Genomic DNA, 26485 nt, shown 5'->3' on the forward strand with positions numbered 1-26485 from the left:
TCGCGCGGCGGTTGCGGAAGTTCGGCTCGACGGCCGTTTCGCGGCTCACGTCCGGACCGTCCGGGGCTCGTCGCGCGGCGCGGTGGCGGTCAGCGTGACGTCGGACGCCGAAGCCGTGTCGCGGACCGTGACGTCCGGCGCCGGATCGGGCCGGCCCGGGTCGTCCTGCGCCGGCGGAGCCGAGGTCGCGGGGACGGGCGGCGCTGCGAGGGGAGCGGGTGCGGGTGGGGCGGTCAGCGGGAGGCGGGCCTCGACGGTGAAGCCGCCCGCTGGGCGTGGGCCCGTGCGCAGTGAGCCGCCCAGGGCCGTCACCCGCTCGCGCATCCCCGTCAGGCCCACGCCCGGTACCGCAGCCGTGGTCGCGCCGCGGCCGTCGTCGTCGACGCGGATGGTCAGCGTGGTCGCGGCGAACTCCACGCACACCGTCGCCTCCGCCGGCCCCGCGTGCCGAGCGGCGTTGGTCAGGGCTTCCTGGACGATGCGGTAGGCGGTCTCGTCCACGGCCGGCGGCACGTCGCGGCGCGGCCCGGTCGTGTGCACGGTCACCGGCAGGCCGGACCGTCGCGCGCCCTCGGCCAGGCGGTCCAGGTGCGCCAGGCCGTTGCCGTCGTCGTCCGTGGTGAGCGGGTCCGGGGCGGTGCGCAGGACCTCCAGGGTGTTGCGCAGCTCGCGCTGGCGTCGGTGCTCGCGTGCTGGATGGCGAGCAGGGCCTCCGGCACCGGCTCGTCGTGCTTGCGGGCCAGGTGCACGGCCACGCCGGCCTGGATCTTGATGATGGAGATGCTGTGCGTCAGGGAGTCGTGCAGCTCGCGGGCGATGCGCAGGCGCTCCTCCACGGCTCGGCGGCGGGCCGTCTCCTCCCTGCTGCGCTCGGCCTCCTCGGCTCGGCGTTCGACCTGCTCCAGGTAGGCGCGGTGCTGCCGGGTCACCTCGGCCATCACGCTCGAGGCGACCATCCAGCCGATGATGAGGAACCAGCGCTGGAACACCTCCGCCGGGCGGGCGCCGGAGCCGATGGCGTCGCCGACGATGCCGACCACGAGGATCCCGGCGATCGTGGCGCGGGCCGTCTTGCCGTGGCCGCGGTGCACCGTCGTGTAGAGCGCGATGAGCACCGGCAGCGCCGGCCCCACGCCCGGATAGCCGAGCACCAGGTAGGCGAGCAGGCACGCGGCCGTGAGCGCCAGCACGGACCGCGGATAGCGCCGCCGGGCGACCAGCGCGAGCCCGGCCACGATGAGCAGCAGCACGCCCGTCGCGTCGAGGTCGGTGCGGCCGGCCGGAGACGTGACGGCCCCGCCGACGGCCAGCACCGCCGCCCCGGTGGCCAACGCCAGATCGCGCCAGACGTGTTTCATGGGCCTGACGTTAGGCGGTCGGCGGCGGATGCGCGTCGGCCCAGGGTGGTATCCGGGATGTCATCTCAGGGTGGTACAAGATCTCGACCGTGGTCTGACGACTCGAGCTCCGGTTCGGAGCAACATCTGCGGCCATGAACGCACGAACGGTCCACATGGCGCTGCGGGGGACCAGCGCCGCGCTCGCAGTCCTCGCCGCGGTTCAGGTGCTGCTGGCCGGAAGCTTTCTCAGCGGGCACTACGCGGTCCTGCGCTGGCACATGATCGGCGGCTTCTCGATGGTGGTCGTCGCGCTGCTGCAGGCGGTCCTGGTGTTCCTGCCCGGGCGCCGCGAACGGCCCTCGTCACTGCCGCGCGAAGGCGTCATGATCCCGCTGCTGCTGGCGACGCAGGGCATCCTGGGGGTGTACCGCATCCTCGAACTGCACGTGCCGATCGGCGTGCTCATGGCGATCGGCACCGTCCACGGGGCGACGTGGGCGTGGAAGACGCCGCTGCCGAGCGCCCGCGAGCAGGCCGAGGCGGTGACGGCATGAGAAGGCGCGCGCTGCTCGGGGCCGGTGCCGCCGCGCTCGGGGCCGCCGGGCTCGGATGGTCGCTGCTCACCCCGAAACGGCCGGGGAGGCTCCTGCACAGCCGGGCCGAGCTGCCGAGGCCGTTCGAGGCGCGGCTCACCATCCCGCCCGTGCACACCGGCGACGAGATCGTGCAGCGGGAGGCCGATCTCCACATCCTGCCGGGGCTGACGACGCGCGCGTGGACGTACGACGGAACCTTCCCGGGACCGACCGTCATCACGCGCTCGGGGCGGCCCGCGGCCCTCACGCACCGCAACCGGCTGCCCGAGCCCGTGGTGGTGCACCTGCACGGCGGGCACACGCCGGCCGACAGCGACGGCTACCCGATCGACGAGATCATGCCCGAGCGCGGCACGGCGACCACCACCACGCACCACGACATGGCCGCGATGAGCGGGGACATGACCGTGGGCAGCCGGACGTACCGCTATCCGATGACCCAGCGCGCGGCGACCCTCTGGTACCACGACCATCGCATGGGCTCGACCGGCCCGGCGGTCTACCGCGGGCTGGCCGGATTCCACCTCGTGCGCGACGACGAGGAGGACGCGCTGGCGCTGCCCCGCGGCGAACGGGAGCTGCCGCTGATGCTCACCGACCGCGCGTTCGAGGCCGACGGCTCGTTCCGCTACCCGACCGGCGACCCGGCCTTCATGAACGGCGTGCTCGGCGACGTCGTGCTCGTCAACGGGCTGCCGTGGCCGGTGCACGAGGTCGACCCGGCCCGCTACCGGCTGCGGCTGCTCAACGCGTCCAACGCGCGGCGGTACCGTCTCGAGCTCGACCCGCAGCCGCCGGGCGGAGCCGCGTTCACGCAGATCGGCAGCGACGGCGGGCTGCTGCGACAGCCGATCGGGCACGACTCGCTGCGGATCGCGCCGGCCGAGCGGTTCGACGTCATCGTCGACTTCGGCCGCTACAAACCCGGCACGCGCGTGCGGCTCGTCGACCGCGACGGCGGGAACGTGATGCGGTTCGACGTGACAGGTTCCCGCCGCGATGACGATACAGCGGTACGGCCACGGCTCAGCCGAACCGCCGAACCCCTCCCGCCGCCGGCCCGCACGCGCACGTTCGCCTTCAACCAGGGACCCGGCGGCACCTGGCGGATCAACGACCTGGAGTACCGGCCCGGCCGCGCGGTGGCCCGGCCGCGGCTCGGGGAGGTGGAGCACTGGCGGTTCGTGTCCGACTTCCATCACCCGGTCCACCTGCACCTCAACCACTTCCAGGTGGTCTCGCGCAACGCGAGGGAGATCGGGGCGTACGACCACGGGTGGAAGGACACCGTGGACCTGCGGGCCTCGGAGGCGGTCGAGGTCGCCGTGCGGTTCACCGACTACACCGGCACGTTCATGCTGCACTGCCACAACCTGGAGCACGAGGACATGGCGATGATGGCGGACTTCGTGGTCGAGGCCTGACCGCCCGCCCACGGCGGCGAGGCACGCAACGCGGAGCGCACGGGAGCCGGCCCGGGAATTGGGTCCTCGGCTTGGGTCTTTGGGCCCAGGGATCCGGCCGTACGGTGTGCGGGCCCTCGCCATCGTTCGTGCACGTCGCAAGCAGTTAGGAGAATCCTCGTGCCAAACGTCAGGGGCCTCATCGCCGCCGCCGGGGCCGCGGCCGCCGCCCTCCTCGTCGTCACCGCCGCCATGGTGACGTCCGCCGATGCCGCCACGGCGGTGACCGTGCAGGCGGAGGCGTTCAGCGCGCAGTCCGGGGCGCAGGTGGAGAGCACCGTCGACACCGGCGGCGGGCAGGCCGTCGGCTACCTCGCCGACGGCGACTGGCTGCGCTACGACGGCGTCGACCTCGGCGCCGCCGGGGCGCTGAGCATCGGCGCTCGCGTCGCCTCCGCCGGCACCGGCGGGACGGGCGCCATCGAGCTGCGCACCGGCTCGCTCACCGGGCCGGTGCTGGCCACCGTCACCGTCGCGCCGACCGGCGGCTGGCAGGCCTGGACCACGCTCACCGCCACGGCCGCGAGCCACCCGGCCGGGGCGCAGACCGTGTTCGCGGTCATGCGCAACGCCACCGGCGGCCGCGACTTCGTCAACATCAACTGGTTCTCGTTCACGAACGGGGCCTCCGCCACCCCGAGCGCGAGCGCGAGCACGGGCGCGGGGTGGGTCAACGTGGACCCGGCGCGGTGGAACGCGCAGCTCGCCGAGTTCACCGCGATGGCCATGGACCCGGCGCCGGCGAACGCCGTGCGGGTGTCGGAGTTCAACGCGTCGTGCACGTACAGCCACTCGTTCAAGGACGACCCGATCGTCTTCCCGGGGCTGCCGGGCGCGTCGCACATGCACAGCTTCCTGGGCAACCACAGCACCAACGCGTTCTCGACGGGCGACACGCTGCTCGCCAACGCCGGCACGAGCTGCGCGCCGGCGCCGGACCTGTCGGCGTACTGGGTGCCGACGCTCTACGAGCACGGCGTCGCGGTCGAGCCGAAGGGCGTCGTGGTGTACTACGGCTCGCGCCTGACCAGCCCGGCGGCGACGGTGCCGTTCCCGCAGGGCTTCCGGATGATCGCCGGGGACGCGAAGCTGCAGCAGGCGACGCCGGCCGGCTCGGTCAACCAGTTCTACTGCGCCGGGCCGGGCGGCGAGATCGGGCGCAGCGCGGACGGCAACTGGCCCTTGTGCGCGCCGGGCGCCACGCTGATGTTCCAGCTCGTCTTCCCGGACTGCTGGGACGGCGTGCACCTGGACAGCCCGGACCACAAGTCGCACGTGGCGTACGCGTACACGGGCACGTGCGGCGGGGCGTACCCGGTCGCGATCCCGTCGCTGTCGTTCGTGCTCGCGTACCCGACGAGCGGCACGGCGGACGGGTTCACGCTCTCGTCCGGCATGGCGTCCTCGTTCCACGGCGACGCGTTCCTCGCCTGGGACAACGCGGCGCAGGGGCACCGGGTGAAGAACTGCATCGTCCAGAAGGCGAAGTGCAACACGGCCGGCACGTTCTGACCGGTCGCCCCCGGCGTCGACGACATCAGCGCAGCTCGATGCGGTTGATGTCGGGGGCATCCCCGTCGTCGTTGTAGAAGCGGATCCAGGTGCCGCCGGCGGGCAGGTACACGGGGAGGGAGGTGCGGGCGGGAATGCGATAGTCGCCGGCGCCGGCGAGCTTCAGGGTGTGCACGGGCCCGTCGGCCACGGCCACCTTGAGGGTGCGGAGGGACTCGGTCTCGTAGACGATGACCAGGGTCCGCTCGCCGGCGGCGGGGACCTCGGGAACGCGGACGGCGAGGGTGTTGGGGCCGCCGATGTAGCCGACGCGGCGGCCGCCGTCGCACGTGGGGCACTCGATGACGCGGGCACCCTTGCGCAGGTTGGCCGCGTCGGCGGCATGCACGGAGACGGGCGCGAAGGCCGGCGCCGAGGAAGCGGACGGTGCCGCGGGGGGAGACGGGACCGGGGGGATCGCAGAGGCCGGAGGAGTCGAAGAGGCCAGGGGAATCGAAGCGGCCGGGGGAGCGGAAGCAGCCGGGGGAGCGGCGGGAGGAGCGGGCAGCACCAGCGGGGGCACGACCACGACGACGGCCGCCACCGCGAGGGCGAGCGAGGCCCAGCCCCAGCGGTTCATGAGCGGCCGGTCCAGCGCAGCAGGGCCTCGGTGCGGTTGGTCACGCGCAGCTTGGCGTACGCGCGGTGCAGGTGGTTCTTCACCGTCTTCTCGGTCAGCAGCAGCCGGTGCGCGATGGCCGCGTTCGACAGCCCCTCCGCCAGCAGGTCGAGGACATCCTGCTCGCGGCGGGTCAGGCCGTAGCGCGGCCGGGGACGGGCGGCCGGCCGTGAGCGCATCGAGGCCGTCGCGACCGCCGCCGCGGCCGGGGACAGCCAGCCGTAGCCGGCGGCCACGGCGACCACGGCGCGATGCAGCTCGCCGGGCGTGAAGGCGCCGTGGATGAGGTACCCCCTGGCGCCCCCGTGCAGCATCTGCGCGATGAGGGCCGGGTCCGGGTCGCTGGTCAGCACGAGGATCGAGGTCAGCCGGGCCAGGTCGGGCAGCACCGACAGCCCGTCGGCGATCGGCATGCGGTGGTCCAGCAGCGTCACGGCGGGGCCGGTGCGGCGCGCCTCGGCCAGGGCCTCGACCCCGTCGGCGGCCTCGCCGGCCACGACCACGTCCGGGGTGCCCTCGAGGTAGCCGCGCAGCGCCGCCCGGACGATCGGGTTGTCGTCGACGATGAGCACGCTGATCATGCCGGGATGGCGGCTTCCACGCAGGTACCGCTGCCGGGGCTTGACCTGACTCGCAGGGCGCCCCCGGAGAGCCGGGCGCGCTCGGACATGCCCAGGATGCCGTAGCGGTTGCCGGTGCGCAGCTCCGCGAGGCTCGGCGGCACCGGGAAGCCGCGCCCGTTGTCGGTCACGGTGAGCACCAGGCGGCCCTCCAGCGGGGCGAGCCGGACCGTCACCGCGGTCGCGGCGGCGTGGGCCGCGGTGTTGCGCAGCGCCTCCTGCAGGATGCGCAGCAGCTCGTAGCGGACCGGCAGGGGCGGGTCGGCCGCGGCCAGGTCGAGGCGGATCGCGATGCCGGTCGAGCGCTGCCAGGCCGCGCACCGGTCGGCCACGACCGTGGCGAAGTCCCGGGTCGGTTCGTCGCAGCGCAGGCCGTCGAGCAGGTCGCGGGCCTCCCGGGCGGCGGCCGCGGCGCCCTCGGAGACGGTGCCGGCGAGGCGCTCGGCGAGGTCCGGGTGGCGGCGCAGGCTCTGCGGGAGGGCGAGGGCGGCGAAGGAGACGCCGCGGAGGGTTTTGGCCACCGAGTCGTGCAGCTCGCGGGCGAGCCGGGCGCGCTCGTCGGCGGCCGCGGCGCGCTGGGCCGAGGCGACCACCCGGACCGAGAGCTCCACGTGCCGGCGCAGGGCCGTGGTGGCCACCGCGGCGCCCGTGGCGGCCAGGACGCACGCGATCGGGTAGGCGAGCACGAACTCGGCGTGCGCGGGGCTGCCGGCCAGCACGTGCGCGGCGACGGCGTACCCGAGCGCCGCGTGGGCCGCGGCCAGCCAGAGGGCCCGCAACCCCACCACGACCCCGGCGAGGGCGGAGGCGCCCGCGGCGGCGCAGAAGTACGCGATGCCCGGGTCGGCCGCGAGCACCGCCAGGGTGAGCAGGGTGTCGGCGGCGAGCAGCGGCACCGGGTGGCGCACGACGTAGGGGTTGCGGGCCAGCAGGACGAGCCCGGCGGCGCTCACCAGCAGGAACACTGCCGCGGCCAGCAGCAGCGGGCGGGGGTCGGGCACGAGGCGCAGCCCGGTCCCCGCCGCGGTGAGCGTGGCGGCGCCCCGGCCGAGCAGCACGGCCCGACCGAGGGCGGCGGGAGCCACCGCCCGATCGACGGTCATGCACGGAATGTACCGGGTTTCGCGACTTTTTAAATGATCCGAAGTTGACGGCCGCGGCGATGGTACCGATCACACTCAGCCACGTCCCGGCCCTGCCGATATTGCCCTCGTGCGGGAAAAGCGGTGGCTGTGGTGGCTCCTCGCCGGCTCGGCGGCGGTCGGCGGCTACTTCGTGCTGCCCATCGGCGCCGCGGCGCAGGGGTGCCTCTACGACGGCATCGGCACCGTCGCCGCCCTGGTGATGCTGGCCGGGGCCCGCCGCACCGACCGCACCCGGCGGACCGCCTGGCTGCTGAGCGCCGCCGGCACCGCCCTGTGGTCCGCCGGCGACTGGATCTACACCTACTTCGAGCACGTCGCGCACGAGGAGCCGTTCCCGTCCCTGGCCGACGTGTTCTATCTGTGCGCCTACCCGTTCCTGTTCGGCGGCCTGTTCCTGCTCGGCCGCCGCCGGACGCGGGGACCGGGCTGGACGGCCATGGTCGACGCGCTCGTCTTCGCCACCGGCACCGGCCTGGTGCTGTGGACGTTCGTCATGCAGCCCATCGCCAACGACGCCACCTCGCCCGTGACGACCCGGATGATCGCGCTGGCCTACCCGGCCGCGGACGTGCTGCTGCTCGCGCTCGTGGCCCGGCTCGTGGTCGGCGGCGCCCGGCGCGACACCAGCACGCGGCTACTCGTGGCGGCGCTGGGGCTGCTGCTGGCCGCCGACATCGCGTACTCGGTCGTCAACTCCTACACCGCCTACGTGGGCGGCGTGTTCGACGCCGGCTGGATGCTCTCGTACGTCTTCTGGGCCGCGGCCGCCCTGCATCCCTCGGTGCGCGGGGCCGGCGTCGCCGCTCGCGATGCCGGCGAGGTGCCCGACGGCCGGGCGCGGCTGGTCGTGATGGCGGCCTCGTCCCTGCTGGCCCCGGCGGTGCTGGTGGTGCAGGGCTTCCTCGACCCGCGGCACATCGAGTGGCTCGCGGTCGGCATCTGCGCCGCCGCGCTGTTCCTGCTGTCCGTGCTGCGCATGGCCGGCCTCGTCAACCAGGTGCGCACCCTCGCCATGCGCGACGAGCTCACCGGCCTGGCCAACCGCCGGGCGCTGGAGGCGCGCATCCGCGCTGAGCTCGGGACCGGCCCGCGCTCGCACGTGGCCCTCATCGACCTCGACGACTTCAAGGCCGTCAACGACCGCCTCGGCCACACCGTCGGCGACCGGCTGCTCCGGGCGGTGGCCGAGCGCCTCACCGGTCTCGTGCGCCCCGGTGACACCGTGGCCCGCCTCGGCGGCGACGAGTTCGCCGTGCACCTGCCCCGCACCTCGGCGGAGGTCGCGGACCGGATCGTGGCCGGGATCGTCGCCTCGCTGGACCAGCCGCTGACCGCCGGGCCGCACCGGCTGCTCATGCGGGCCAGCATCGGGATCGCCGACGACGAGGACACCGCCGACCCGTTCGAGCCGCTGCGCCGGGCCGACGTGGCCATGTACGCGGCCAAGGTCACCGGCGGCCGCCACCTGCGCTACGACCCGCTGCTGGACGAGCAGGCCACCGAGCACGCGCAGCTGGGCGCCGAGCTGCGCACCGCGCTCGACGAGGGGCAGTTCTTCCTGGTGTACCAGCCGATCGTGGCCCTGCCCGAGGGGCGCGTGGCCGCGGTGGAGGCCCTGGTGCGCTGGCGGCACCCGCAGCGCGGCCTGGTCAGCCCGGTCGCCTTCGTCCCGGTCGCCGAGCACAACGGCCTGATCGTCGAGCTGGGCGGCTGGATCCTGCGCACCGCGCTCGAGCGGATGCGCACCTGGCGGCGCGAGCCGGGCGCGGCGGCCCCCGGATACGTGTCGGTGAACGTCTCGGCCCGGCAGCTCTCGGAGCCCGGTTTTCCCGCCTTCGTGGCATCGGTACTGCACGACACCGCCCTACCCGCCTCCTGCCTCACCGTCGAGGTCACCGAGACCGCGGTCTTCGACAGCTCGACGGCCCTGGACGCGCTGCGGGCGATCAAGGCGCTCGGCGTCCGCATCGCCCTGGACGACTTCGGCACCGGCCACTCCTCGCTCGGCCTGCTGCGCACGGCCCCCGTCGACGTGCTCAAGGTCGACAAGTCCTTCGTCGACGACCTCGCCGGCGGCGGGCACTCGGTGATCGCCACGGCGCTCATCGACGTGTCGGCGCACCTGGGCCTGACCGCGATCGCCGAGGGCGTGGAGTCGGCCGACCAGGCCGAGGCGCTGTTCCGGATGGGCTACCGCTACGCCCAGGGTTACCTCTTCGGCCGGCCCGAGGAGTCCCCGGACTTCCCGCGGGCCGCACAGCTCAGCCCCGCCCGATGAATCCGATGCTTCCGGCATGTCCGGCAAAGCGGTCGTGGAACGCGCTCCTACCTGGCCTTCAACCCGGACCGCAAGTGCGACGGCGGCGGTGGCCGGGCGCGTCGGGCTACCCGGTCACCGCGAACGCGTACAACACCGTGACGTTCACGACGGTGAGCACGACCCGGCTGCGGGTGCTGCTGCAGTCCAACGGCACCAACTCGGTCGGCCTCCTGGAGGTCAAGGCCTTCACCGCCTAGCCGGTCGGCGGCGGGCGGGGCGGGCACGTGCCGCCCCGCCCGCCGGCCGCGGCGGCAGGGCGCGGCGGGGCGTCACGGCGACGCGTCCAGTTCGTGGCGGGCCGACAGGATATGGGTGCGCATGGCGGACTCGGCCCACGGGCCGTCGTGGGCGCGGATCGCCGACAGGATCTCGCGGTGCTGCCACAGGCTGATCCGCAGGCGCTCGGGGGAGTAGCCCAGGAACGTGCGCACCACGACCGGCACCTGGATCAGGCCGCGGATCATGCCCGGCAGCAGGGAGTTGGCCGAGGACTCGTGGACGAGGGCGTGGAAGCGGTCGTTCAGGTCGGCCACGCGCTGGATGTCGGTCGGCTCGGCGGCCGCCTCGTCCATCTCGTCGCACAGCACGGCCATCGCGGCGCGCTGGGGGTCCGTGGCGTGCTGGGCGGCCAGGGCCGCGGCGTGGCCCTCCAGCAGGGCGCGGACCGAGAACAGCTCGTCGAGCTGGGCGCGGGTCCACGTGCGCACGTAGGCGCCGCGGTTGGGGAAGACCTCGATCAGGCCCTCCGAGTGCAGGCGGCGGATCGCCTCCCGGACGGGGGTGCGCGAGACCGCCAGGTGGCCGGCGAGCTCGACCTCGGCCAGCTGCGCGCCCGGCGGGTAGGTGCCGTCCAGGATGCCCTTGCGCAGCGTGGCGTAGGCGTGTTCGACCGCGTTCACGACTCGGGTGCCGCCTCCTGCGGTGGGGGGAATGGGTCGGTGCGGCCCAGCAGCGCCGGGACCTGCCTGCCGAGGGTACGTTCCACGAGCTCGGTGGCGTGCAGCAGGCCCGGCACGGACAGCCCGGTCTCGTAGCCGTCGCGGTGCAGGGCCCAGGCCAGGTCCTCGGTGGCGATGTTGCCCGTCGCGCGCGGGGCGAACGGGCAGCCCCCGATCCCGCCGCTGCTCGCGTCCAGGGCCACGGCGCCGGCGGCCACGGCCGCGTAGGCGTTGGCGTAGCCGCTGTTGCGGGTGTTGTGGAAGTGGCAGCGCACCGGCAGGGCGGTCACGTCGCGGACGGCGCCGACGAGCGCGGTGACCCGGCCCGGCGTCGCGACGCCGATGGTGTCGGCCAGGCAGACCTCGTCGGCCTCGAACGAGCCGACCAGCCCCAGCACGCGGCCGGGCTCCACCTCGCCCTCGAAGGGGCAGCCCCACGAGGCGCCGATCGTCAGGCTCACCCGCATGCCGAGGTCGTGGGCCTGGGCGGCCAGGCGCCGGTAGGAGGTCACGGCGTCGGCGACGACCATGCCCTGGTTGCGCCGGGAGAAGGTGTCGGTCGCGACCATGACCAGGTTGACCTCGGCCACGCCGGCGGCCGCGGCCCGGCGCAGGCCGCGCTCGTTGAAGACCAGGGCGCTGATGGTGACGTCCGGCAGGTCCAGGCCCGCGAGGACCTCCTCGGCGTCGGCGAGCTGGGGGACCCGGTCGGGCCGCACGAAGCTGGTGACCTCGATGCGCCGGGCGCCCGCGGCGGCCAGGCGCCGGACGAACTCGATCTTCTGCGCGGTCGGTACCGTCACCGCTTCGTTCTGCAGACCGTCGCGCGGTCCGACCTCGACGATGTCGATCCGCACCTCAGATCACCCCGGCCGAGCGCAGCCGCGCCGTCTGCTCGGCGTCGAGGCCGAGGACCTTGCCGAGCACCTCGTCGTTGTGCTCACCGAGCGCCGGGCCCGTGTGCCGCACCGCGCCCGGCGTCTCGCTCAGCCGCGGCATGACGTTCTGCATCGGCACGTCGCCGAGGCCCGGTGCGGCCATGCGCACGATCGCCTGCCGGGCCGCGTAGTGCGGGTCGGCGAGCATGTCGCGGGCCTTGTAGATGCGCCCGGCCGGCACGCCGGCGGCGTCGAGGCGGTGCAGCAGGTCTGCCGCCGGTACCGTCGCCGACCACTCGGCGATCATCCCGTCGATCAGCTCCATGTTGCGCCCGCGCGCGTCGTGGGTGCCGAAGCGCTCGTCCTCGGCGAGATCGGGCCGGCCCATGACCTCGGCCAGCCGGCGGAACACGCCGTCCTGGTTGGCCGCGATGAGCACGCTCTCGCCGTCGCCGGTCGGGAACACGTTGCTGGGAGAGATGTTCGGCAGCACCGCGCCCGTGCGCTCGCGCTGGTAGCCGGCCAGCTCCCACTCCGGCAGCAGCGACTCCATCATCGCGAGCACGGCCTCGTAGATGGCCGCGTCCACGACCTGACCGCGCCCGGTGCGGCGGCGGGTGTGCAGGGCGACGAGCGTGCCCAGCGCGGCGAAGACGGCGGCGAGCGAGTCGCCGAGGGAGATGCCGGAGCGGGCCGGCGGGCGGTCGGGGTCGCCGATGACGTACCGGATCCCGCCCATCGCCTCGCCGATCGAGCCGAAGCCGGCGCGGGAGGAGTACGGCCCGGTCTGGCCGTAGCCGCTGACCCGGGTGACGACCAGGCGCGGGTTGGCCTCCCACAGCGCCTCGGGGGAGAGCCCCCAGCGCTCCAGCGTGCCCGGGCGGAAGTTCTCGATGAGCACGTCGGCCTCGGCGAGCAGCCGGCGCACCAGGTCCTGGCCCTCGGGGCGGCGCAGGTCGACGGTCACCGACTTCTTGTTCCGGGCGACGATCGGCCACCACAGCGACATGCCGTGCGGCTTCTCCCGGCCCCACTGGCGCATGGGGTCGCCCGAGCGGGGGTCCTCGATCTTGATGACCTCGGCCCCGAAGTCGCCCAGGAGCTGCCCGCAGAACGGCCCGGCCAGCAGCTGACCCATCTCGACCACGCGCAGATCGGCCAGGGGGAGTTCGGTGTCGGTCGTCATATTCCCTCCAGGTCTCGCAATTGTATGCAACTTAGGTGGCGGTCGACGGAAAGGCAACTGGGCTAGTGCATACAAGACTGCCCGTCCGGGCGGGTTCCCGTACCGGGTTGACCGTGACTCTTGACACCTCTCGCGCGGTGGATCTACGTTCCATTGCGTACAACCACGCCACGGCGCGGACCCGCACCCACCCCAGCGACCGCCGTGTGAAGGCGCACATTGCATACACACCGCACACCCCCACCCCCCGAGGAGTGGCACCTTGATCAGACTTCCCGCCGTCGCGGCCCTGGGCGCCGCGCTGTTGCTCACGGTCGCCGCCTGCGGCGACGACACGTCGGCCGGCGAGTCCCCGGGCCCGGTCAACGACACCTACACCCAGCAGGCCGCCGACCTGATCAAGGCCGGCACCGGCGGGCTGCTGTACTTCGAGGGCGCCGAGAAGGACATCACCCTCGACAAGATCAAGGTCTACAAGGACTGGTCCGGCCCGACGAAGTCCGTCAAGCCCGTCGCCGGCGCGAAGGTCGACATCATCGTGTGCAAGGTCGGCACCTCCTGCGAGGAGGTCGGCAAGAAGGCCGCCTCGATCGCCCAGTCACTCGGCTGGACCACCAAGATCCTCGACGGTCAGGGCGCGCCGGAGGGCTTCCAGAAGGCGTTCTCGACCGCCGCCGCCGACAAGCCCAACGCGGTCATCACCGTGGCCATCCCGGAGAACCAGGTCGCCGACGGCCTTGCCGAGATGAAGCGGCAGAAGATCCCGACGGTCGGCATCTCCGCGGTCAAGGAGGGCGGCGCCGTCGGCTTCGACGCGAACGTCTCCAGCCGCGAGACCTTCCAGTCGGTGCTCGAGGTCACCAAGGCCATCGCCGAGAGCAAGGGCACCGCCAAGGCCGTGTTCCTGTGGGACGTCGGCTACCCGCACCTGGTCGAGGCGCTCAACACCAGCAAGCAGGTCTTCGCCGGCTGCACCGGGTGCAAGCTGCTCGAAGTGCGCGAGCGCACCCTGGCGCAGGCCACCGACCCGATCGAGATGCAGAACATCACGACGTCGCTGATCCAGAAGTACGGCAACGACCTGCAGTACATCTTCACGCCCTACGGCAACGGCGTGGAGTCCATCATCGCCGCCCTGAAGGCCGCCGGCCGCACCGACGTCAAGGTCATGTCGAAGAACGCCGAGCCGGAGCGCCTGGGCAGCGTCGCCAAGGGTGACCAGTTCGCCGACTTCGGGGCCGTGCGCGGCTGGAACGCCTACGCCGCGGTCGACCAGGTGGTGCGCCTGCTGGCCGGCCAGCCCGCGCTGCCCGACGCCGAGCAGGGCATCCCGGCGACCGTGTTCGACAAGTCGAATGCGCCCAAGGACGGCAAGGTCAACTGGGACTCGTACGTCAACTACGCGGAGCGGTACACGCAGATGTGGAGCAGCGCGCAATGAGCGGTCGCAAGCGGAGCGGAGGGGCCGCTCACCGGGAGCACAGGGCGTTGCCGTGCCTCGCGCCGTCACCGGAGCGTGCGGAGGCGACGGCGTGAGCGAGCCGGTCCTGGAGGTCGTCGGCGTTTCGAAGTCGTACGGCCGGGTGCGTGCCGTGTCGGATGTGTCCTTCGAGGTACAACCGGGTGAGATCCTCGGCGTCGTCGGCGACAACGGGGCCGGCAAGTCCACGCTCATGAACATGGTGAGCGGGGCGATCGCGCCTGACAGCGGGCACCTGCGGGTGGCGGGCGAGCGGCTCGCCCCGCACACCATCGGCCGGGCCCGCGCCGCCGGCATCGAGATGATCTACCAGGACCTCGGGCTCAGCGACAACCTCAGCGTCGTGGAGAACGTGTTCCTGGGCCGCGAGTGGACCGGCACCGTCCCCGGGCTGCCGGTCCTGCGCAAGAAGGCCATGCGCGCCCGCACGCAGACCGTCCTGGAGAGCCTCGGCATCGACCTGCACGACATGAACGTGCTCGTCGAGGGGCTCTCCGGCGGCCAGCGGCAGATGGTCGCCATCGCCCGGGCGCTCGTCGCCGCCGGCGAGCCCCGGGTCATGGTCATGGACGAGCCGACCGCGGCCCTGGGCACCACCGAGTCCCGGGCGGTCAACGACCTGATCGTGCGGCTGCGCGACCGCGGGTACGCCGTGGTCGTCATCAGCCACCGCATCCCCGAGCTGCTCGAGCTCGCCGACCGGCTGCTGGTGATGAAGGGCGGCCGGCGGGTCCACCACGGCCCGACCAGCGAGCTGGACGTCGAGCGGTGCGTGCAGCTCATCGTGCAGGGCTCCGCCGCGCTGGAGAGGAACGCCGCGTAATGTCCACCAATCTCGCGCCGCCGCCGGTCGTCGTTCGCCAGAGCGCCGACCGGTCCCGGCAGAGCTCGTCGGAGTGGCTCGTCGGCGCCGTGAGCAAGTTCGGGCTCATCGGCCTGCTCGTGCTCGTCATCGCCGTGTTCTCGATCCTGAGCCCGGAGACGTACTTCACGACCACGAACTTCCGCCTCATCCTGGTCAACCAGACCGTCACCGTCATCGTGGCCCTGGCCGCCACCCTGCCGCTGCTGGCCCACTACCTCGACGCCTCCGTCGGCCCGATGCTGGGCCTGGCCCAGGGGCTCGCGGTGTGGCTGATCGCGGTCAAGGGCGTGCCGATCTGGCTCGCCGCCCTCGTGGTCCTCGCCGCCGCGGTCGTCGTCGGGGTGCTCAACACCGTGCTGGTGCTGCGCTTCGGGATGCAGTCCATCATCGCCACCCTGGCCACCGGCAGCGTGCTCATGGGCCTGCTCTACATGATCACCGGCGGCCGGGTCATCTTCCAGGACGTCCCGGAGCGCTTCACCGCGATCGCCCGCGGCGACCTGCTCGGCGTGCCGCTGCCGCTGATCTACCTCGTGGCCGTGATCCTGCTGCTCGAGTTCGTGGTCGTCTGGACGCCGTTCGGGCAGCGGATGTACTCCATGGACGGCAACCTGCGCGGGGCCGCCCGGGCCGGGATCAACGTCAACGCGTACACCCTGCGCGCGTTCGTCGGCGCCGCGGTGCTGGCCGCGCTCGCCGGGCTGCTGCTGGCCTCCCGGATCGGCTCCGGGCAGCCGGCCGTCGGGCAGCAGTTCCTCCTGCCGGCCTTCGCCGCGGCCTTCCTCGGCGCGGCGGTCCTGCGCCCGGGCCGGGTGAACATGCTCGGCACCGTCATCGCCGCGTACTTCGTGAGCTTCACGATCGCCGGCCTGCAACACCTGGGCGCCGCGACGTGGATCGAGAGCGTCTTCAACGGCGTCGCCGTCATCGTGGGCGTCTCCGTCGCGGGCCTGGCCGTGCGCCGCCGCCGTCAGCTGGCCGTCCGTCACGTCGAACGGCTCGAAGCTTCGCAAGCAGACCCAGCACACCCGGAAAGTGGGACCTCGTGAAGAACGACTTCTTCATCTTCGACAACGCCATCCACATGTACAAGCTCACCGAGGACAACTTCGACGAGTCGTACGGCGGCGGGCGGCAGCGGACCAACGCGCTGGTGGAGTACGCCAAGAAGTTCTCCGCCCCGGGCTACCCCTACGACGACATCTCCGACCGCGAGCTGTCCGTCGAGGACGCGTACCGCATCATGTTCGACGAGTCCGACACCGACATCGCGATGGCCCAGACGGTGCCCTCCCACGGCGGCTGGAAGCTCGGCTTCTCCCCGGCCGAGAACAACTACAAGCTCAAGGAGGCCTACCCGGACCGGGTGCTCTTCTGCGGCGGCGTCGACCCGATCACCCACGGCCGCTACGGCGCCAAGAAGGAGGCCGTCCGCCAGATCAAGGAGTGGGGCGCGGTCAGCTTCAAGTTCTACCAGGCCCACTCCGGCGGGGTCTCGTGGCGCATCGACGACCCCGACATGGCCTACCCGATCTGGGAGACCTGCCTGGAGAACGGGGTGACCAACGTGCAGTTCCACAAGGGACTCGCGTTCAACACCCAGCACATCATCGACCTGGCCCCCTACGACCTCGAGCGGGCCGCCCAGGACTTCCCCGAGATGAACTTCATCGTGCACCACCTCGGCGAGCCGTTCATCGACGAGACCATCAACATCGCCTCGCGCTACGAGAACATCCACCTCGCGCTGACGGCGTGGATCAACCAGTACCCGGTCGCGCCCCGCCCGGCGCTGCACGCGATCGGCAAGTGCCTGCTGCACGTCGGCGCCGACCGGCTGCTGTGGGGCTCGGAGGCGTTCGTCTGGCCGAAGGTGCAGGCCTACATCGACCTGTTCGCCGAGATGACGATGCCCGAGGACCTGCAGGAGGGCTACGGCTACCCGGAGCTCACCGACGAGATCAAGGCCAAGATCTTCGGCCTCAACTACGCCAGGATGATGGGCATCGACGTCGAGGCGAAGGTCCAGCAGTTGTACGGCAAGGGCTCCGCCGACGCCGCGAAGAAGGCGGTGCGCCGTGGACGTCGCTGAGGTCAACCGGGCCGCCGACCTCGCCCTCGAGGGCAAGGTCCGCCAGCTCGTCGAGGCCCACGGCGGTGGCATCACCGTCGAGGTGAACGACGAGGGCGACGCCCACATCAGCTTCAAGGGCCGCTGCCGGGCCTGCCCGTCGGCCCCGGTCACCATGGGCGCCCTGGTCCGCCCCGCCCTGCTGCAGGTCGAGGGCGTCCGCTCGGTCTCCCGCGAGGGCGGCGTGTCCCGCTTCGCCGAGGAGCGCATCGCCCGCATGTTCGGCATCAAGGAGGAGCAGCAGTCATGAGCGCCAACCTCGGCTACCAGCGGACCCGCCGCAGCGGCGGCCGCCAGCGCGACCCGTTCCTGCCCTACCAGGAGCAGTCCGCCCCGGTGCCGCCGTCGTCCACCGTGGTCAGCAAGGCGACCATCGCGCACGCCGCCGCGGTCGCCGCCATCGAGGCCGCCGTCGCGCAGGCCGAGTCGATGGGGCTGCCCGTCACCGTGGCCGTGTGCGACGAGAGCGGCGTGCTCAAGGCCTTCCAGCGCATGGACGGCGCGCCCCTCGTCACCGTCCAGCTCGCCCAGGACAAGGCGTACACGTCGGTCGGCTTCGGGCTGTCCAGCGACGGGTGGTACGACTTCATCAAGGACGACGGGCCGCTCGCCATGGGCGCCCCGGCCGGCATCGACCGCCTGGTGACCTTCGGCGGCGGCTTCCCCATCAAGGTCGACGGGGCGGTCGTCGGCGGCATCGGGGTCAGCGGCGGCCACTACACCCAGGACATGGAGGTCGCGCGGGCCGGCCTGGCGGTGCTCGGGTGACCGCCGCCGAGGTCGGCCTCGAGGTCACCGACGGCGTCGCGGTCATCACGCTCGACGCGCCCGGCCGGCGCAACGCCCTCACCCTCGACATGGCGCGCGAGCTCGGCGAGGTCGTCGCCCGCGTCGACGCGGACCCGCGCGTGCGGGCGGCGGTGGTGCGCGGCAACGGCGGGCACTTCTGCGCCGGCGCGCACCGGGCGCTGCTCGACGACGTGGCGCAGGACCCCGCCGACCCGCGCCGCTACGCCGACCTCGGCGTCGTGTACGACTCCTTCTACCGCCTCGGCCGGCTCGGCGTGCCGGTCATCGCGGCCGTGCGGGGCGCCGCCGTCGGCGCGGGCGTGAACCTGCTGCTCGCCGCGGACGTGCGGGTCGTGGCCGAGCGGGCGCGCATCCTCGCCGGCTTCGGCGCCATCGGCCTGCACCCCGGCGGCGGGCACCTGCTGCTCGCCGCCGCCGCCCTCGGCCGCTCCGGCGCCGCCGCGCTCACGCTGCTCGGCCAGGAGCTCGACGGGCCGGCCGCCCTGCGCACCGGCCTGGCCTGGGCGTGCGTCGCCGACGACGAGGTCGACGCGCACGCCCTGGCCCTCGCCGCGGCCGCGCCCGCCGACCCCGAGCTCAGCCGGCGCATCACCGCCTCGTTCCGCCGCTCGATCGGGCCGTCCGCGGTCGAGTGGGAGCAGGCGATGGAGGCCGAGCGCGCCTCGCAGATGTGGTCGCTGCGCCGGCGGGCCCAGCGGTGAGCGCCCCGCTGCACGGCGTCCGCGTGCTCGATCTGACCAGCACCTTCTCCGGGCCGTACTGCACCCTCCTGCTCGCCGACCTCGGCGCCGACGTGGTGAAGATCGAGACGCCCGGCGGCGACATCGCCCGGCACCTCGGCGCGACCACGGTCCCCGGCATGGCGGCGGTGTTCCTGAACATGAACCGCGGCAAGCGCAGCGTGGTGCTCGACCTCAAGTCGCGGGAGGGCCGCGCCGACTTCGCCCGGCTCGTGCCCACCGCCGACGTGCTCGTGCACAACATGCGCCCCGGCGCGGCCCGGCGGCTGGGAGTGTCCTACGAGGACTGCTCCGCGTCCAACGCCGGCCTGGTGTACTGCGCCATCCCCGGCTTCAGCGAGCAGAGCCCGGACGCGGACCGCCCCGCCTACGACGACATCATCCAGGGCGCCTCCGGGCTGGCCGCCCTGCAGAGCATCAACCAGGACGAGCCCGGATACGTCATCACCCCGGTCGCGGACAAGCTCGCCGGGATCACCGCCGCCGTGGCGATCCTCGCCGCGCTGCGCCACCGCGACGCCACCGGCGAGGGCCAGCGGGTCGAGGTGCCGATGCTCGACACCATGTTCGCCTTCGGCCTGCTCGAGCAGCTCGACGGCTGGACGTTCGAGCCGCCGACCGGGCCGCCCGTGTACCCGCGCACGGCCGCGGCGAACCGGCGGCCGTACCGCACCCGCGACGGCCACCTCTGCGTGATGATCTACACCGAGCGGCAGTGGCGGCGCTTCCTCGACCGGGCCGGCCGCGCCGCCGTGCTCGCCGAGGAGCGCTTCGACACCGTCGGCAAGCGCATCGCCAACGCCGACGCGCTCTACGGCATCGTCGGCGAGATCATGCTGACCCGCACGACCGCCGAGTGGCTGAAGGTCCTCGACGAGCTCGACATCCCGTGCGCGCCCCTGGCCGGCTACGAGGAACTGCTGCAGGACCCGGACCTCCTCGCCCGCGGCGTCGTCTCGCTCGCCGAGCACCCGGCGGTCGGCACCGTGCGCACCATCGCCGCGCCGATGCGGTTCTCGGCGACGCCGACCGTCGCCTACCGCCCGCCCCCGACCCTGGGCGAGCACAACGACGAGATTCTGGGCGGGCGCTCGTGAAACGCGCCGAGATCCGGGCGCGGCTGGACGAGTGGCGGCGCGAGGGGCGATTCGAGCCCCGCTGCGACTCGTGGCTGGCCGGCTTCGACGAGGACTTCAGCCGGCTGCTCGGGGCCGAGGGCTGGATCGGGCTCACCTGGGGCCCCGAGTACGGCGGGCACGGCCGCGGCTTCGCCGAGCGGTTCGTGCTCACCGAGGAGCTGCTGCGCGCCGGGGCGCCCGTCGCCGGGCACTGGATCGCCGACCGGCAGATCGGCCCGGCCGTCGCGCGGCTCGGCACCGAGGAGCTGCGGCGGCACATCCTGCCCCGGATCGCGGCCGGCGAGGCCCGCTTCTGCCTCGGCATGAGCGAGCCCGACGCCGGCTCCGACCTCGCCTCCGTGCGCACCCGGGCGACCCGCGTCGACGGCGGCTGGGCACTGCACGGGCAGAAGGTCTGGTCCAGCAACGCCCACCGCGCCACGCACGCCTACGTCCTCGCGCGCACCTCGGACGGTACGAAACGCCACGAGGGACTGACCGAGTTCGTCCTCGACCTCGACCAGCCCGGCGTCACCGTCCGGCGCATCCCCGACCTGCGCGGCCCCGGGCACTTCTGCGAGGTCTTCCTCGACGGTGCGACAGTGCCCGACGCGTGGGTCCTCGGCACCGTCGGCAACGGCTGGACCCAGGTCACCGAGCAGCTCTCCTTCGAGCGGGGCGGCCCGGAGCGGGTGCTGAGCACCTACCCGCTGCTGCGCCTCATGCTCGACAGCGGCGGCGGCCCGCGGCTCGGCGAGCTCGTCGCCCGGCTCACCGCCCTGCGCGCGCTGGGCCGGCAGGTCGCCGCGCGCATGGACGCGGGGGAGGCGCCCATCGCGGCCGCGGCCACCCTGAAGCTGCTGGGCAACCGCTTCGAGGTCGACGTCATCGAGGCGGCCCGCGAGCTGACCCGGGCCGGCGTCGGCGCGGCCGCGTGGCCCCGCTTCGCCGCGATGCTCGCCGACGCGCAGCTGTCCGCGCCCGGGTTCTCGCTGCGCGGCGGCACCACCGAGGTCCTCGGCGTGGTCGTCGCGCGCTCGGCACTGGAGGGGGCCCGATGAGCTCCACCGTGGACGCCGTCGCCGCGGCGGCCGTGACCGCGCTGCGCTCGGCCGCGGACATGCGGGCCGTGTTCCGTACGGCCCGGGACGAGGAGTGGCACCAGCTGGCCCTCGACCCCTCCTACGGCGGCGACCTCGCCGATCTCGCCGGGGTCGTGCGGGCCGTCGCCGCCGCCGGGCTCTCGGCGCCGATTCCGGAGCTGTACGCGGGGGCCCTGGGCGGCGCGACCGGGGTCGCGCTGCCGCTCGGGGGCGGGGAACTGCTGGTGCCGTGGGGCCGCTGGTGCGACACCGTGCTGGTGCCCTCGGGCGGGGTCGTCGCGCCCGACGGCCTCCGGCTCGGGGAGAACCTCGCCGGGGAGCCGGTCGACGAGCTGCCCGTCGACGGGGCCGGGGACGGCGACGCGCTGCTGCGCTGGCGGGTCCTGCACACCGCGCGGCTCGCCGGGGCGATCGAGGGGGCGGCCCGGCGTACCGCCGAATATGCCGAGACCCGCGTGCAGTTCGGCAAGCCGATCGCCCGCTTCCAGGCCGTCTCCGTGCTCGTCGCCGAGGCCCACGCCCAGTCGGTGCTCACCGGCGCCGCGCTCGCCGCCGCACTGTCCGATGTGGACGACGAGGTCGCGGTCCTGAGCGCGCACGCGGTCGCCGCGCGGGCGGCCGGCGCCGTGGCCCGCATCGCCCACCAGGTCCACGGGGCGATCGGGGTGACCCAGGAGCTGGGGCTGGAGCGGCTGACCCGGCGGCTGTGGGCGTGGCGGGACCTGTGGCAGCCCGAGTTCGCGACCGAGGCCCTGCTGGCGGCCGGGGTCGCGGTCCAGGGCGAATCGTACTTCTGGAGCGATGATGACTGACTCGATCGCTGGTCTCACGGCGGTGGTCACCGGGGCCGGCTCCGGCATCGGGCTGGAGATCGCCCGGATGTTCGCGGCCGAGGGCTGCCGGGTCGTGGCGGCCGACCTCGACCCGTCCGCGTGCGACGGCATTCCCGGCGTCCGTACCGTCACCGCCGACCTCGGCACCCCGTCCGGCGCCGCGCTCGTGGCCGAGGCCGCGGCCGACGCCGGCATCCTGGTGAACAACGTCGCCGTCGCGCCCTACCGGGAGTCCTTCGCCGCCATCGACGACGCCGCCTGGCAGCGCACCTGGGACATCAACGTCATGTCGTGCGTGCGCCTCTGCCGGGCCGTCATCCCGCGCATGGCCGCGCGGGGCGGCGGCAGCGTGGTGAACATCGGCTCCGAGGGGGCGCGGCACCCCAAGCCGTACCTGGTCGACTACGCGGTGACCAAGGCCGCGCTGCTGGTCCTGGCCAAGGCGCTGTCGATGGAGTTCGGGCCGGCCGGGGTGCGCGTCAACACCGTCGCGCCCGGCCCGACCCGCACGTCCACGATGGAGACCTTCCTCGGCTCGCTGTCGCGGGACCTCGGCATCGACGTCGACGCGGCCGCCGACCACTTCGTGCACACGATGCGCCACCTGCCGCTGGGCCGCATGAACGAGCCGGCCGACGTGGCCGCCGTCGTGCGCTTCCTCGCCGGCCCGGCGTCGCGCCAGGTGACCGGCGCCGAGTACACCGTCAACGCGGGCTCCACGGCGTCCGTCTAGCTCTGGAGGGTTCCATGGGGCGGGCTGCGCAGCAGGCGTACGACTCGATCAAGAGCCGCATCCTCGACCAGGTCTACCGGCCGGGCGACAAGCTGTCCGAGGAGGACCTGGCGGCGACGGTCGGGGTGAGCCGCACCCCGATCCGGGAGGCGCTGCGCCGCCTGCACGCCGAGGGCCTGGTCGACTGGGCGGCCAACCGCAGCGCGACCGTACCGTCCTGGACCGGGCAGGACCTGGAGGAGATCTTCGAGCTGCGGGCCCTGCTCGAGGGCTACGGCGCCGAGCTGGCCGCGGCGCGCATCACCGCCGGGGAGACCGACCGGCTGCGCGACCTGTGCTCGGTGATGGAGCAGCACGCCGCGGTGCCCGCCTCCGACCGCGCGGACCGGGTCGCCATGTGCAACACCGAGTTCCACGCGATCATCCTGGAGGCGGGCCGCAACCGCCGCCTCAGCGCCCTGCTGGGCGCCGTGGTCCAGACCCCGCTGGTGAACCACACCTTCCGCCGCTACGACGAGGCCGCGATGGCCCGCTCGATGCTGCACCACCGGGAGCTGGTGGAGGCATTCGAGGCGCGCGACCGGGCCTGGGCCGGCTCGGTGATGCGCGCCCACATCCTGGCCGCCCGCGCGACGCTGGGCCACGCGCGCAAGGACCAGGTCGCGTAGGCGCCGCCGTCGCGGCCTAGAGCCGCACGAGCGCGAGGTCCCACTGCCCGTTCGGGTCCTCCCACGCGGCCACGAGCGTGCCGAACGGCAGCGGGTTGTCCTCGAGGTCGGCCGGGCCCAGCTCGGTGCCCTCCTCGTCGAGCCGCGCGACGAGCTCCTCCGCGCCCGCGACCGTGTTGTCGGTGACCAGCCGCATGCGCACGACCCGCCAGCCGTCCGGCGCCGGCCGGGCGAGGTCGCGCCCGAGCACCCACGCGCCGTCGCCGACCTCGAACAGCGAGGCGGCGGCGTCGACCTCGGCCGGCCCCGCGTCGGACAGGCACAGGTCGTCGTTGACCAGGACACGCTCGCCGCGCAGCACCTCCGGCGCGAGCCAGTCGCCGATCCGGTCCAGCCCGGTCTCGTAGAGGAAGTTGCCCCAGGCGTACAGCGCGTACTCGGTCATGATCGGCGATCGTAACGGTCCCGGACGCGCCTCTGGTCACTCGTCCCGGTCTTTGTGTGCGACGCCGTGTTCCCCGGCCCGGGCGGCGATCTCGACCCGGTTGCGCGGTCAGGGCTTGGCCTGGATCGTGCCCGGGTTCACCCGTCCCGGTCTTCGTGTGCGATGCCGTGTTCCCAGGCCCAGGCGGCGATCTCGACCCGGTTGCGCAGTCCGAGCTTGGCCTGGATCGTCGAGACGTGGCTCTTCACGGTGCTCAGCGAGATGAAGAGCGCCGCCCCGACCTCCTGGTTGGTCCGCCCGCGCGCGATGAGCCGCACGACCTCGGTCTCCCGCTCCGACAGCCTCGACGCCGCCAGCGCCGCGCGGGCCGGGCGCTTCAGGTGCCGCAGCAGCCGTACGGTGATCGAAGGCGACACCAGCGCATCCCCCGCGTGCGCGGCCCGCACCGCCTCGACCAGTAGCGCCGGCCCGGCGTCCTTGAGGATGAACCCGACCGCACCGCCGTGCAGCGCGCCGTACACGTATTCGTCCAGGTCGAACGTCGTGACCACGATGACGCGCAGCGGCTCGGCCACGGCCGGCCCGGCGAGCGCCCGGGTCACCTCGAGCCCGTCGAGCCGGGGCATCCGGATGTCGACGAGGCACACGTCGGGCCGCAGCCGCCGGGCGGCTTCGATCGCCTCGACCCCGTCGGCCGCCTCGGCCACGACCTCGATGTCGTCCTGGTCCTCGAGGATGAGCCGCAGCCCGCCCCGCACCATGGCCTGATCGTCGGCGATGAGCACGCGAATCGTCACCGCCGCACCCCGCGAGGTCCCGGCTCGCTCACCGCGGTCGTCCCTGCGCCGTCAGGCCGCACCCCGCGTCGTCCCAGCTTGTTCACTGCGGTCGTCCCGCCGTCGTCGGCGTCGTTGTGAGCCGCGGCGTACGCGCCGTCGTGCCGCATCTCGCGGTGGTTGGGCTTGTTCACCGCGGTCGTCCCGCCGTCGTCGGCGTCGGCGGTGGCGTGAGCCGCGGCGTACGCGCTGTCGTGCCGCATCTCGCGGTGGTTCGACTTGTTCACTGCGGTCGTCCCGCCGGCGTCGGCGTCGGCGGTGGCGTGAGCCGCGGCAGTTGAGCCGTCACCGCCCAGCCGCGCGGCGAGCGCGGACCGGCCTCGAGCGAGCCGCCCAGCGCCTCGACGCGCTCTCGCATCCCGATCAGCCCGAACCCGCCCGCGCGCGGCCCGAGCCCGGCCCGGGCCGGGCTCGGCGCGTCGTCGGTCACCGACACCGTCACGCCGGCCGGCGACTGCACCACGCTCACGTCGACGGTCGCGGCCTGGGCCGCGTGCCGGGCCACGTTGGTGAGGGACTCCTGCACGATGCGGTACACGGTGCTCGTGAGCTCCGGCGGCCAGGCGGAGGCGGTGTCGGGGAGGCGGAGCCGTACCGAACGGGTGTCGCCGTCCTCGAAACGCCGCACGAGGGCCTCCAGCCCTTCCGTCTCCCCGCTGGCGGGCGCCGCGTCCCCGGTGTCGCGCAGCAGCGACACGATCCGCCGCATCGCCGCCAGGGCCTCCGAGCCGGCCTCCTCGATCCCGGCGATCGAGCCCTCCAGGCGCTCCGGGTGCCGCCCCGCCACGACCCGCGCGGCCTGGGCCTGCACGACGATCCCGGTGACGTGATGGGCGACGACGTCGTGCAGTTCGCGGGCGAGGGCGAGGCGCTCCTCCCGCCGTACGGCTTCCGCCAGGTCCTGTCGCCGCCGCCCCGCCAGCCGCAGCCAGAGCCCGCCGCCCACGCCCGCGACCCAGACGAGCACGTCGGCGACGGCGACCACGGTCGCCCCGCCGGACGAGGCGCGCGCGGAGAGCAGGGGACCGGCGGCCAGCACGAGCAGTGCCCCGCCCGCGACTCCGGCGGCGGCCCGCGGCTCGAACCGGCGCACCGCGTCGCCGGCCAGCACGGCGAGCCCGAGCGCCAGCCCGGGCTGCGGCTCGACCGGCAGCCCCGTGACCCGGGCCGCGACCACGGCCGCGACCGCCACGGCGAGCCCGGCGCCCACGGACGCGACCGGCGCTCGGCGGCGCAGCAGCGCGGCGACGATGACGGCGGCCCCGGCGATCAGCCCCGGCACCCAGGAGGCCCCGCCCCAGCTGGCCGCGAGCGCCAGCGCGGCGGCGGCGAGCAGGATGCCCCCGCCCACTACGAGCGCCGCGTCCACCGAGCGGTTCCAGGCCGTCACGCGCTCCAGGCTACGAACGGCCGACGCCTTGCGTACCGGCCAAAAGTACGGTTGGGCCGCGCTGAATCCTGGTGTATGCCCTGTCGGGCGAAAAATCGGATATGTCGTGGCGCGCAGCGCCCGACATATCTGTCGCCGCTGTCGCCGCTGTCGCCGCTGTCGCCGCTGTCGCCGCTGTCGCCGCTGTCGCCGCTGTCGCCGCTGTCGCCGCTGTCGCCGCTGTCGCCGCTGTCGCCGCTGTCGCCGCTGTCGCCGCTGTCGCCGCTGTCGCCGCTGTCGCCGCTGTCGCCGCTGTCGCCGCTGTCGCCGCTGTCGCCGCTGTCGCCGCTGTCGCCGCTGTCGCCGCTGTCGCCGCTGTCGCCGCTGTCGCCGCTGTCGCCGCTGTCGCCGCTGTCGCCGCTGTCGCCGCTGTCGCCGCTGTCGCGCAACGCCGGACATATCGTCCGCCGCCGCGCGCGGTGAGGGAGGAGCGGCGACCCGCCGCGTGGTGAGAGCGGAGCGGCGACGCGCGCACGGCGGAGCGGCGACCCGCGCACGGCGGAGCGGCGACCCGCGCACGGCGGAGCGGCGACCCGCGCACAGCGGAGCGGCGACCCGCGCACAGCGGAGCGGCGACCCGCGCACAGCGGAGCGGCGACGCGCGCACGGGGAATCGGACCAGCGACCCGCGCACAAGG

The 26485-nt window shown here is 73.8% G+C and carries 30 protein-coding genes; 18 read left to right on the top strand and 12 right to left on the bottom strand.

Translation table 11 applies throughout. The features are described from left to right. Nucleotides 1-45: 45 nt before the first annotated feature. The gene (locus tag ACQP1P_RS14175; protein WP_433086800.1) at nt 46-546 is read right to left on the bottom strand and encodes a sensor histidine kinase; all 501 of its coding nucleotides are present in this window, start codon (nt 544-546) and stop codon (nt 46-48) included. After that, nucleotides 543-1358 (bottom strand): histidine kinase dimerization/phosphoacceptor domain-containing protein, encoded by an 816-nt coding sequence (locus ACQP1P_RS14180; RefSeq protein ID WP_433086803.1) that lies wholly within the window; start codon nt 1356-1358, stop codon nt 543-545. Before ACQP1P_RS14180 ends, ACQP1P_RS14175 begins: the two co-directional genes overlap by 4 nt. A 134-nt stretch (nt 1359-1492) precedes the next feature. Here ACQP1P_RS14180 and ACQP1P_RS14185 point away from each other — a divergent pair, with 134 nt between their 5' ends. The 3 genes from ACQP1P_RS14185 to ACQP1P_RS14195 all read left to right on the top strand — a co-directional run bounded on the left by ACQP1P_RS14185 (nt 1493) and on the right by ACQP1P_RS14195 (nt 4911). Further along, entirely contained in the window at nt 1493-1894 is a 402-nt protein-coding gene (locus ACQP1P_RS14185) for a hypothetical protein (protein WP_433086805.1), read from the top strand. Further along, the gene (locus ACQP1P_RS14190; protein WP_433086807.1) at nt 1891-3360 is read left to right on the top strand and encodes a multicopper oxidase family protein; all 1470 of its coding nucleotides are present in this window, start codon (nt 1891-1893) and stop codon (nt 3358-3360) included. The genes ACQP1P_RS14185 and ACQP1P_RS14190 overlap by 4 nt, the downstream gene beginning before the upstream one ends. A gap of 159 nt (nt 3361-3519) precedes the next feature. Next, a complete protein-coding gene (locus ACQP1P_RS14195) occupies nt 3520-4911 on the top strand; it encodes a DUF1996 domain-containing protein (RefSeq protein WP_433086809.1) in 1392 nt (463 codons plus the stop codon). 25 nt (nt 4912-4936) lie between these two features. On the opposite strand, the gene ACQP1P_RS14200 is transcribed toward ACQP1P_RS14195, so the two are convergent. The 3 genes from ACQP1P_RS14200 to ACQP1P_RS14210 form a co-directional block, all read right to left on the bottom strand. Next, complete coding sequence (locus ACQP1P_RS14200) at nt 4937-5299, bottom strand: hypothetical protein (RefSeq protein WP_433086811.1); 363 nt, start codon at nt 5297-5299, stop codon at nt 4937-4939. A gap of 227 nt (nt 5300-5526) precedes the next feature. Further along, complete coding sequence (locus ACQP1P_RS14205; protein ID WP_433086813.1) at nt 5527-6150, bottom strand: LuxR C-terminal-related transcriptional regulator; 624 nt, start codon at nt 6148-6150, stop codon at nt 5527-5529. Then, entirely contained in the window at nt 6147-7292 is a 1146-nt protein-coding gene (locus tag ACQP1P_RS14210) for a sensor histidine kinase (RefSeq protein WP_433086815.1), read from the bottom strand. The genes ACQP1P_RS14205 and ACQP1P_RS14210 overlap by 4 nt, the downstream gene beginning before the upstream one ends. A 109-nt stretch (nt 7293-7401) precedes the next feature. Here ACQP1P_RS14210 and ACQP1P_RS14215 point away from each other — a divergent pair, with 109 nt between their 5' ends. Together ACQP1P_RS14215 and ACQP1P_RS14220 are read left to right on the top strand one after the other, a co-directional pair. Continuing rightward, nucleotides 7402-9612, top strand: a complete 2211-nt coding sequence (locus tag ACQP1P_RS14215) for a putative bifunctional diguanylate cyclase/phosphodiesterase (RefSeq protein WP_433086817.1) — start codon at nt 7402-7404, stop codon at nt 9610-9612. Nucleotides 9613-9686: 74 nt separating this feature from the next. After that, nucleotides 9687-9851, top strand: coding sequence for a hypothetical protein (locus ACQP1P_RS14220; RefSeq protein WP_433086819.1), 165 nt, complete (start codon nt 9687-9689; stop codon nt 9849-9851). Between the two features lie 72 nt (nt 9852-9923). Here ACQP1P_RS14220 and ACQP1P_RS14225 read toward each other — a convergent pair whose 3' ends face one another. The 3 genes from ACQP1P_RS14225 to ACQP1P_RS14235 are packed head-to-tail and all read right to left on the bottom strand — an operon-like array spanning nt 9924 to nt 12656. After that, nucleotides 9924-10553 carry a GntR family transcriptional regulator gene (locus ACQP1P_RS14225; protein WP_433086821.1) on the bottom strand — a complete coding sequence of 210 codons (630 nt, stop codon included), beginning with the start codon at nt 10551-10553 and terminating at the stop codon, nt 9924-9926. Next, nucleotides 10550-11449 (bottom strand): hydroxymethylglutaryl-CoA lyase, encoded by a 900-nt coding sequence (locus tag ACQP1P_RS14230; protein WP_433086823.1) that lies wholly within the window; start codon nt 11447-11449, stop codon nt 10550-10552. The genes ACQP1P_RS14225 and ACQP1P_RS14230 overlap by 4 nt, the downstream gene beginning before the upstream one ends. A gap of 1 nt (nt 11450) precedes the next feature. After that, nucleotides 11451-12656 carry a CaiB/BaiF CoA transferase family protein gene (locus tag ACQP1P_RS14235; RefSeq protein ID WP_433086825.1) on the bottom strand — a complete coding sequence of 402 codons (1206 nt, stop codon included), beginning with the start codon at nt 12654-12656 and terminating at the stop codon, nt 11451-11453. A 262-nt stretch (nt 12657-12918) separates the two neighbouring features. Between ACQP1P_RS14235 and ACQP1P_RS14240 the strand changes: the two genes are divergently transcribed. The 12 genes from ACQP1P_RS14240 to ACQP1P_RS14295 all read left to right on the top strand — a co-directional run bounded on the left by ACQP1P_RS14240 (nt 12919) and on the right by ACQP1P_RS14295 (nt 23137). Further along, on the top strand, nt 12919-14097 hold the full coding sequence (locus ACQP1P_RS14240) for a substrate-binding domain-containing protein (protein ID WP_433086827.1): 1179 nt from the start codon (nt 12919-12921) through the stop codon (nt 14095-14097). A 91-nt stretch (nt 14098-14188) separates the two neighbouring features. Continuing rightward, the gene (locus ACQP1P_RS14245) at nt 14189-14959 is read left to right on the top strand and encodes an ATP-binding cassette domain-containing protein (protein WP_433086829.1); all 771 of its coding nucleotides are present in this window, start codon (nt 14189-14191) and stop codon (nt 14957-14959) included. Then, nucleotides 14959-16050: an ABC transporter permease gene (locus ACQP1P_RS14250; RefSeq protein WP_433086831.1), complete on the top strand. Its 1092-nt coding sequence runs from the start codon at nt 14959-14961 to the stop codon at nt 16048-16050. Before ACQP1P_RS14245 ends, ACQP1P_RS14250 begins: the two co-directional genes overlap by 1 nt. After that, nucleotides 16047-17093, top strand: a complete 1047-nt coding sequence (locus ACQP1P_RS14255; RefSeq protein ID WP_433086833.1) for an amidohydrolase family protein — start codon at nt 16047-16049, stop codon at nt 17091-17093. The genes ACQP1P_RS14250 and ACQP1P_RS14255 overlap by 4 nt, the downstream gene beginning before the upstream one ends. Further along, nucleotides 17080-17382, top strand: coding sequence for a NifU family protein (locus ACQP1P_RS14260; protein ID WP_433086835.1), 303 nt, complete (start codon nt 17080-17082; stop codon nt 17380-17382). Before ACQP1P_RS14255 ends, ACQP1P_RS14260 begins: the two co-directional genes overlap by 14 nt. After that, complete coding sequence (locus tag ACQP1P_RS14265) at nt 17379-17900, top strand: GlcG/HbpS family heme-binding protein (protein ID WP_433086837.1); 522 nt, start codon at nt 17379-17381, stop codon at nt 17898-17900. Before ACQP1P_RS14260 ends, ACQP1P_RS14265 begins: the two co-directional genes overlap by 4 nt. Further along, a complete protein-coding gene (locus tag ACQP1P_RS14270; RefSeq protein WP_433086839.1) occupies nt 17897-18643 on the top strand; it encodes an enoyl-CoA hydratase-related protein in 747 nt (248 codons plus the stop codon). The genes ACQP1P_RS14265 and ACQP1P_RS14270 overlap by 4 nt, the downstream gene beginning before the upstream one ends. Next, on the top strand, nt 18640-19779 hold the full coding sequence (locus ACQP1P_RS14275) for a CaiB/BaiF CoA transferase family protein (RefSeq protein WP_433086841.1): 1140 nt from the start codon (nt 18640-18642) through the stop codon (nt 19777-19779). Before ACQP1P_RS14270 ends, ACQP1P_RS14275 begins: the two co-directional genes overlap by 4 nt. Next, nucleotides 19776-20861 carry an acyl-CoA dehydrogenase family protein gene (locus ACQP1P_RS14280; protein WP_433086843.1) on the top strand — a complete coding sequence of 362 codons (1086 nt, stop codon included), beginning with the start codon at nt 19776-19778 and terminating at the stop codon, nt 20859-20861. Before ACQP1P_RS14275 ends, ACQP1P_RS14280 begins: the two co-directional genes overlap by 4 nt. Beyond that, a complete protein-coding gene (locus tag ACQP1P_RS14285) occupies nt 20858-21715 on the top strand; it encodes an acyl-CoA dehydrogenase family protein (protein ID WP_433086845.1) in 858 nt (285 codons plus the stop codon). Before ACQP1P_RS14280 ends, ACQP1P_RS14285 begins: the two co-directional genes overlap by 4 nt. Then, nucleotides 21705-22469 carry an SDR family NAD(P)-dependent oxidoreductase gene (locus tag ACQP1P_RS14290; RefSeq protein ID WP_433086847.1) on the top strand — a complete coding sequence of 255 codons (765 nt, stop codon included), beginning with the start codon at nt 21705-21707 and terminating at the stop codon, nt 22467-22469. Before ACQP1P_RS14285 ends, ACQP1P_RS14290 begins: the two co-directional genes overlap by 11 nt. Nucleotides 22470-22483: 14 nt before the next feature. Next, nucleotides 22484-23137, top strand: a complete 654-nt coding sequence (locus ACQP1P_RS14295) for a GntR family transcriptional regulator (RefSeq protein ID WP_433086849.1) — start codon at nt 22484-22486, stop codon at nt 23135-23137. 16 nt (nt 23138-23153) lie between these two features. Here ACQP1P_RS14295 and ACQP1P_RS14300 read toward each other — a convergent pair whose 3' ends face one another. The 4 genes from ACQP1P_RS14300 to ACQP1P_RS14315 all read right to left on the bottom strand — a co-directional run bounded on the left by ACQP1P_RS14300 (nt 23154) and on the right by ACQP1P_RS14315 (nt 25808). Next, nucleotides 23154-23582, bottom strand: a complete 429-nt coding sequence (locus ACQP1P_RS14300; RefSeq protein WP_433086851.1) for a hypothetical protein — start codon at nt 23580-23582, stop codon at nt 23154-23156. 137 nt (nt 23583-23719) lie between these two features. Next, nucleotides 23720-24379, bottom strand: coding sequence for a response regulator (locus ACQP1P_RS14305; RefSeq protein ID WP_433086853.1), 660 nt, complete (start codon nt 24377-24379; stop codon nt 23720-23722). Further along, nucleotides 24376-24645, bottom strand: a complete 270-nt coding sequence (locus tag ACQP1P_RS14310; protein ID WP_433086855.1) for a hypothetical protein — start codon at nt 24643-24645, stop codon at nt 24376-24378. The genes ACQP1P_RS14305 and ACQP1P_RS14310 overlap by 4 nt, the downstream gene beginning before the upstream one ends. Continuing rightward, on the bottom strand, nt 24642-25808 hold the full coding sequence (locus ACQP1P_RS14315; RefSeq protein ID WP_433086857.1) for a sensor histidine kinase: 1167 nt from the start codon (nt 25806-25808) through the stop codon (nt 24642-24644). The genes ACQP1P_RS14310 and ACQP1P_RS14315 overlap by 4 nt, the downstream gene beginning before the upstream one ends. A 75-nt stretch (nt 25809-25883) precedes the next feature. Between ACQP1P_RS14315 and ACQP1P_RS14320 the strand changes: the two genes are divergently transcribed. Then, complete coding sequence (locus ACQP1P_RS14320; protein WP_433086859.1) at nt 25884-26270, top strand: hypothetical protein; 387 nt, start codon at nt 25884-25886, stop codon at nt 26268-26270. Nucleotides 26271-26485 lie beyond the last annotated feature (215 nt).

Source organism: Dactylosporangium sp. CA-052675 (assembly GCF_050947935.1).
Classification (GTDB): Bacteria; Actinomycetota; Actinomycetes; order Mycobacteriales; family Micromonosporaceae; genus Dactylosporangium.

Excerpts from the sequence above, each read along its gene's own strand:
- ACQP1P_RS14180 (WP_433086803.1), bottom strand. The coding sequence starts at position 1,358 with ATGAAACACGTCTGGCGCGATCTGGCGTTGGCCACCGGGGCGGCGGTG.
- ACQP1P_RS14185 (WP_433086805.1), top strand. The coding sequence starts at position 1,493 with ATGAACGCACGAACGGTCCACATGGCGCTGCGGGGGACCAGCGCCGCG.
- ACQP1P_RS14190 (WP_433086807.1), top strand. The coding sequence starts at position 1,891 with ATGAGAAGGCGCGCGCTGCTCGGGGCCGGTGCCGCCGCGCTCGGGGCC.
- ACQP1P_RS14205 (WP_433086813.1), bottom strand. The coding sequence starts at position 6,150 with ATGATCAGCGTGCTCATCGTCGACGACAACCCGATCGTCCGGGCGGCG.
- ACQP1P_RS14210 (WP_433086815.1), bottom strand. The coding sequence starts at position 7,292 with ATGACCGTCGATCGGGCGGTGGCTCCCGCCGCCCTCGGTCGGGCCGTG.
- ACQP1P_RS14235 (WP_433086825.1), bottom strand. The coding sequence starts at position 12,656 with ATGACGACCGACACCGAACTCCCCCTGGCCGATCTGCGCGTGGTCGAG.
- ACQP1P_RS14250 (WP_433086831.1), top strand. The coding sequence starts at position 14,959 with ATGTCCACCAATCTCGCGCCGCCGCCGGTCGTCGTTCGCCAGAGCGCC.
- ACQP1P_RS14265 (WP_433086837.1), top strand. The coding sequence starts at position 17,379 with ATGAGCGCCAACCTCGGCTACCAGCGGACCCGCCGCAGCGGCGGCCGC.
- ACQP1P_RS14285 (WP_433086845.1), top strand. The coding sequence starts at position 20,858 with ATGAGCTCCACCGTGGACGCCGTCGCCGCGGCGGCCGTGACCGCGCTG.
- ACQP1P_RS14290 (WP_433086847.1), top strand. The coding sequence starts at position 21,705 with ATGATGACTGACTCGATCGCTGGTCTCACGGCGGTGGTCACCGGGGCC.
- ACQP1P_RS14295 (WP_433086849.1), top strand. The coding sequence starts at position 22,484 with ATGGGGCGGGCTGCGCAGCAGGCGTACGACTCGATCAAGAGCCGCATC.
- ACQP1P_RS14300 (WP_433086851.1), bottom strand. The coding sequence starts at position 23,582 with ATGACCGAGTACGCGCTGTACGCCTGGGGCAACTTCCTCTACGAGACC.
- ACQP1P_RS14320 (WP_433086859.1), top strand. The coding sequence starts at position 25,884 with ATGCCCTGTCGGGCGAAAAATCGGATATGTCGTGGCGCGCAGCGCCCG.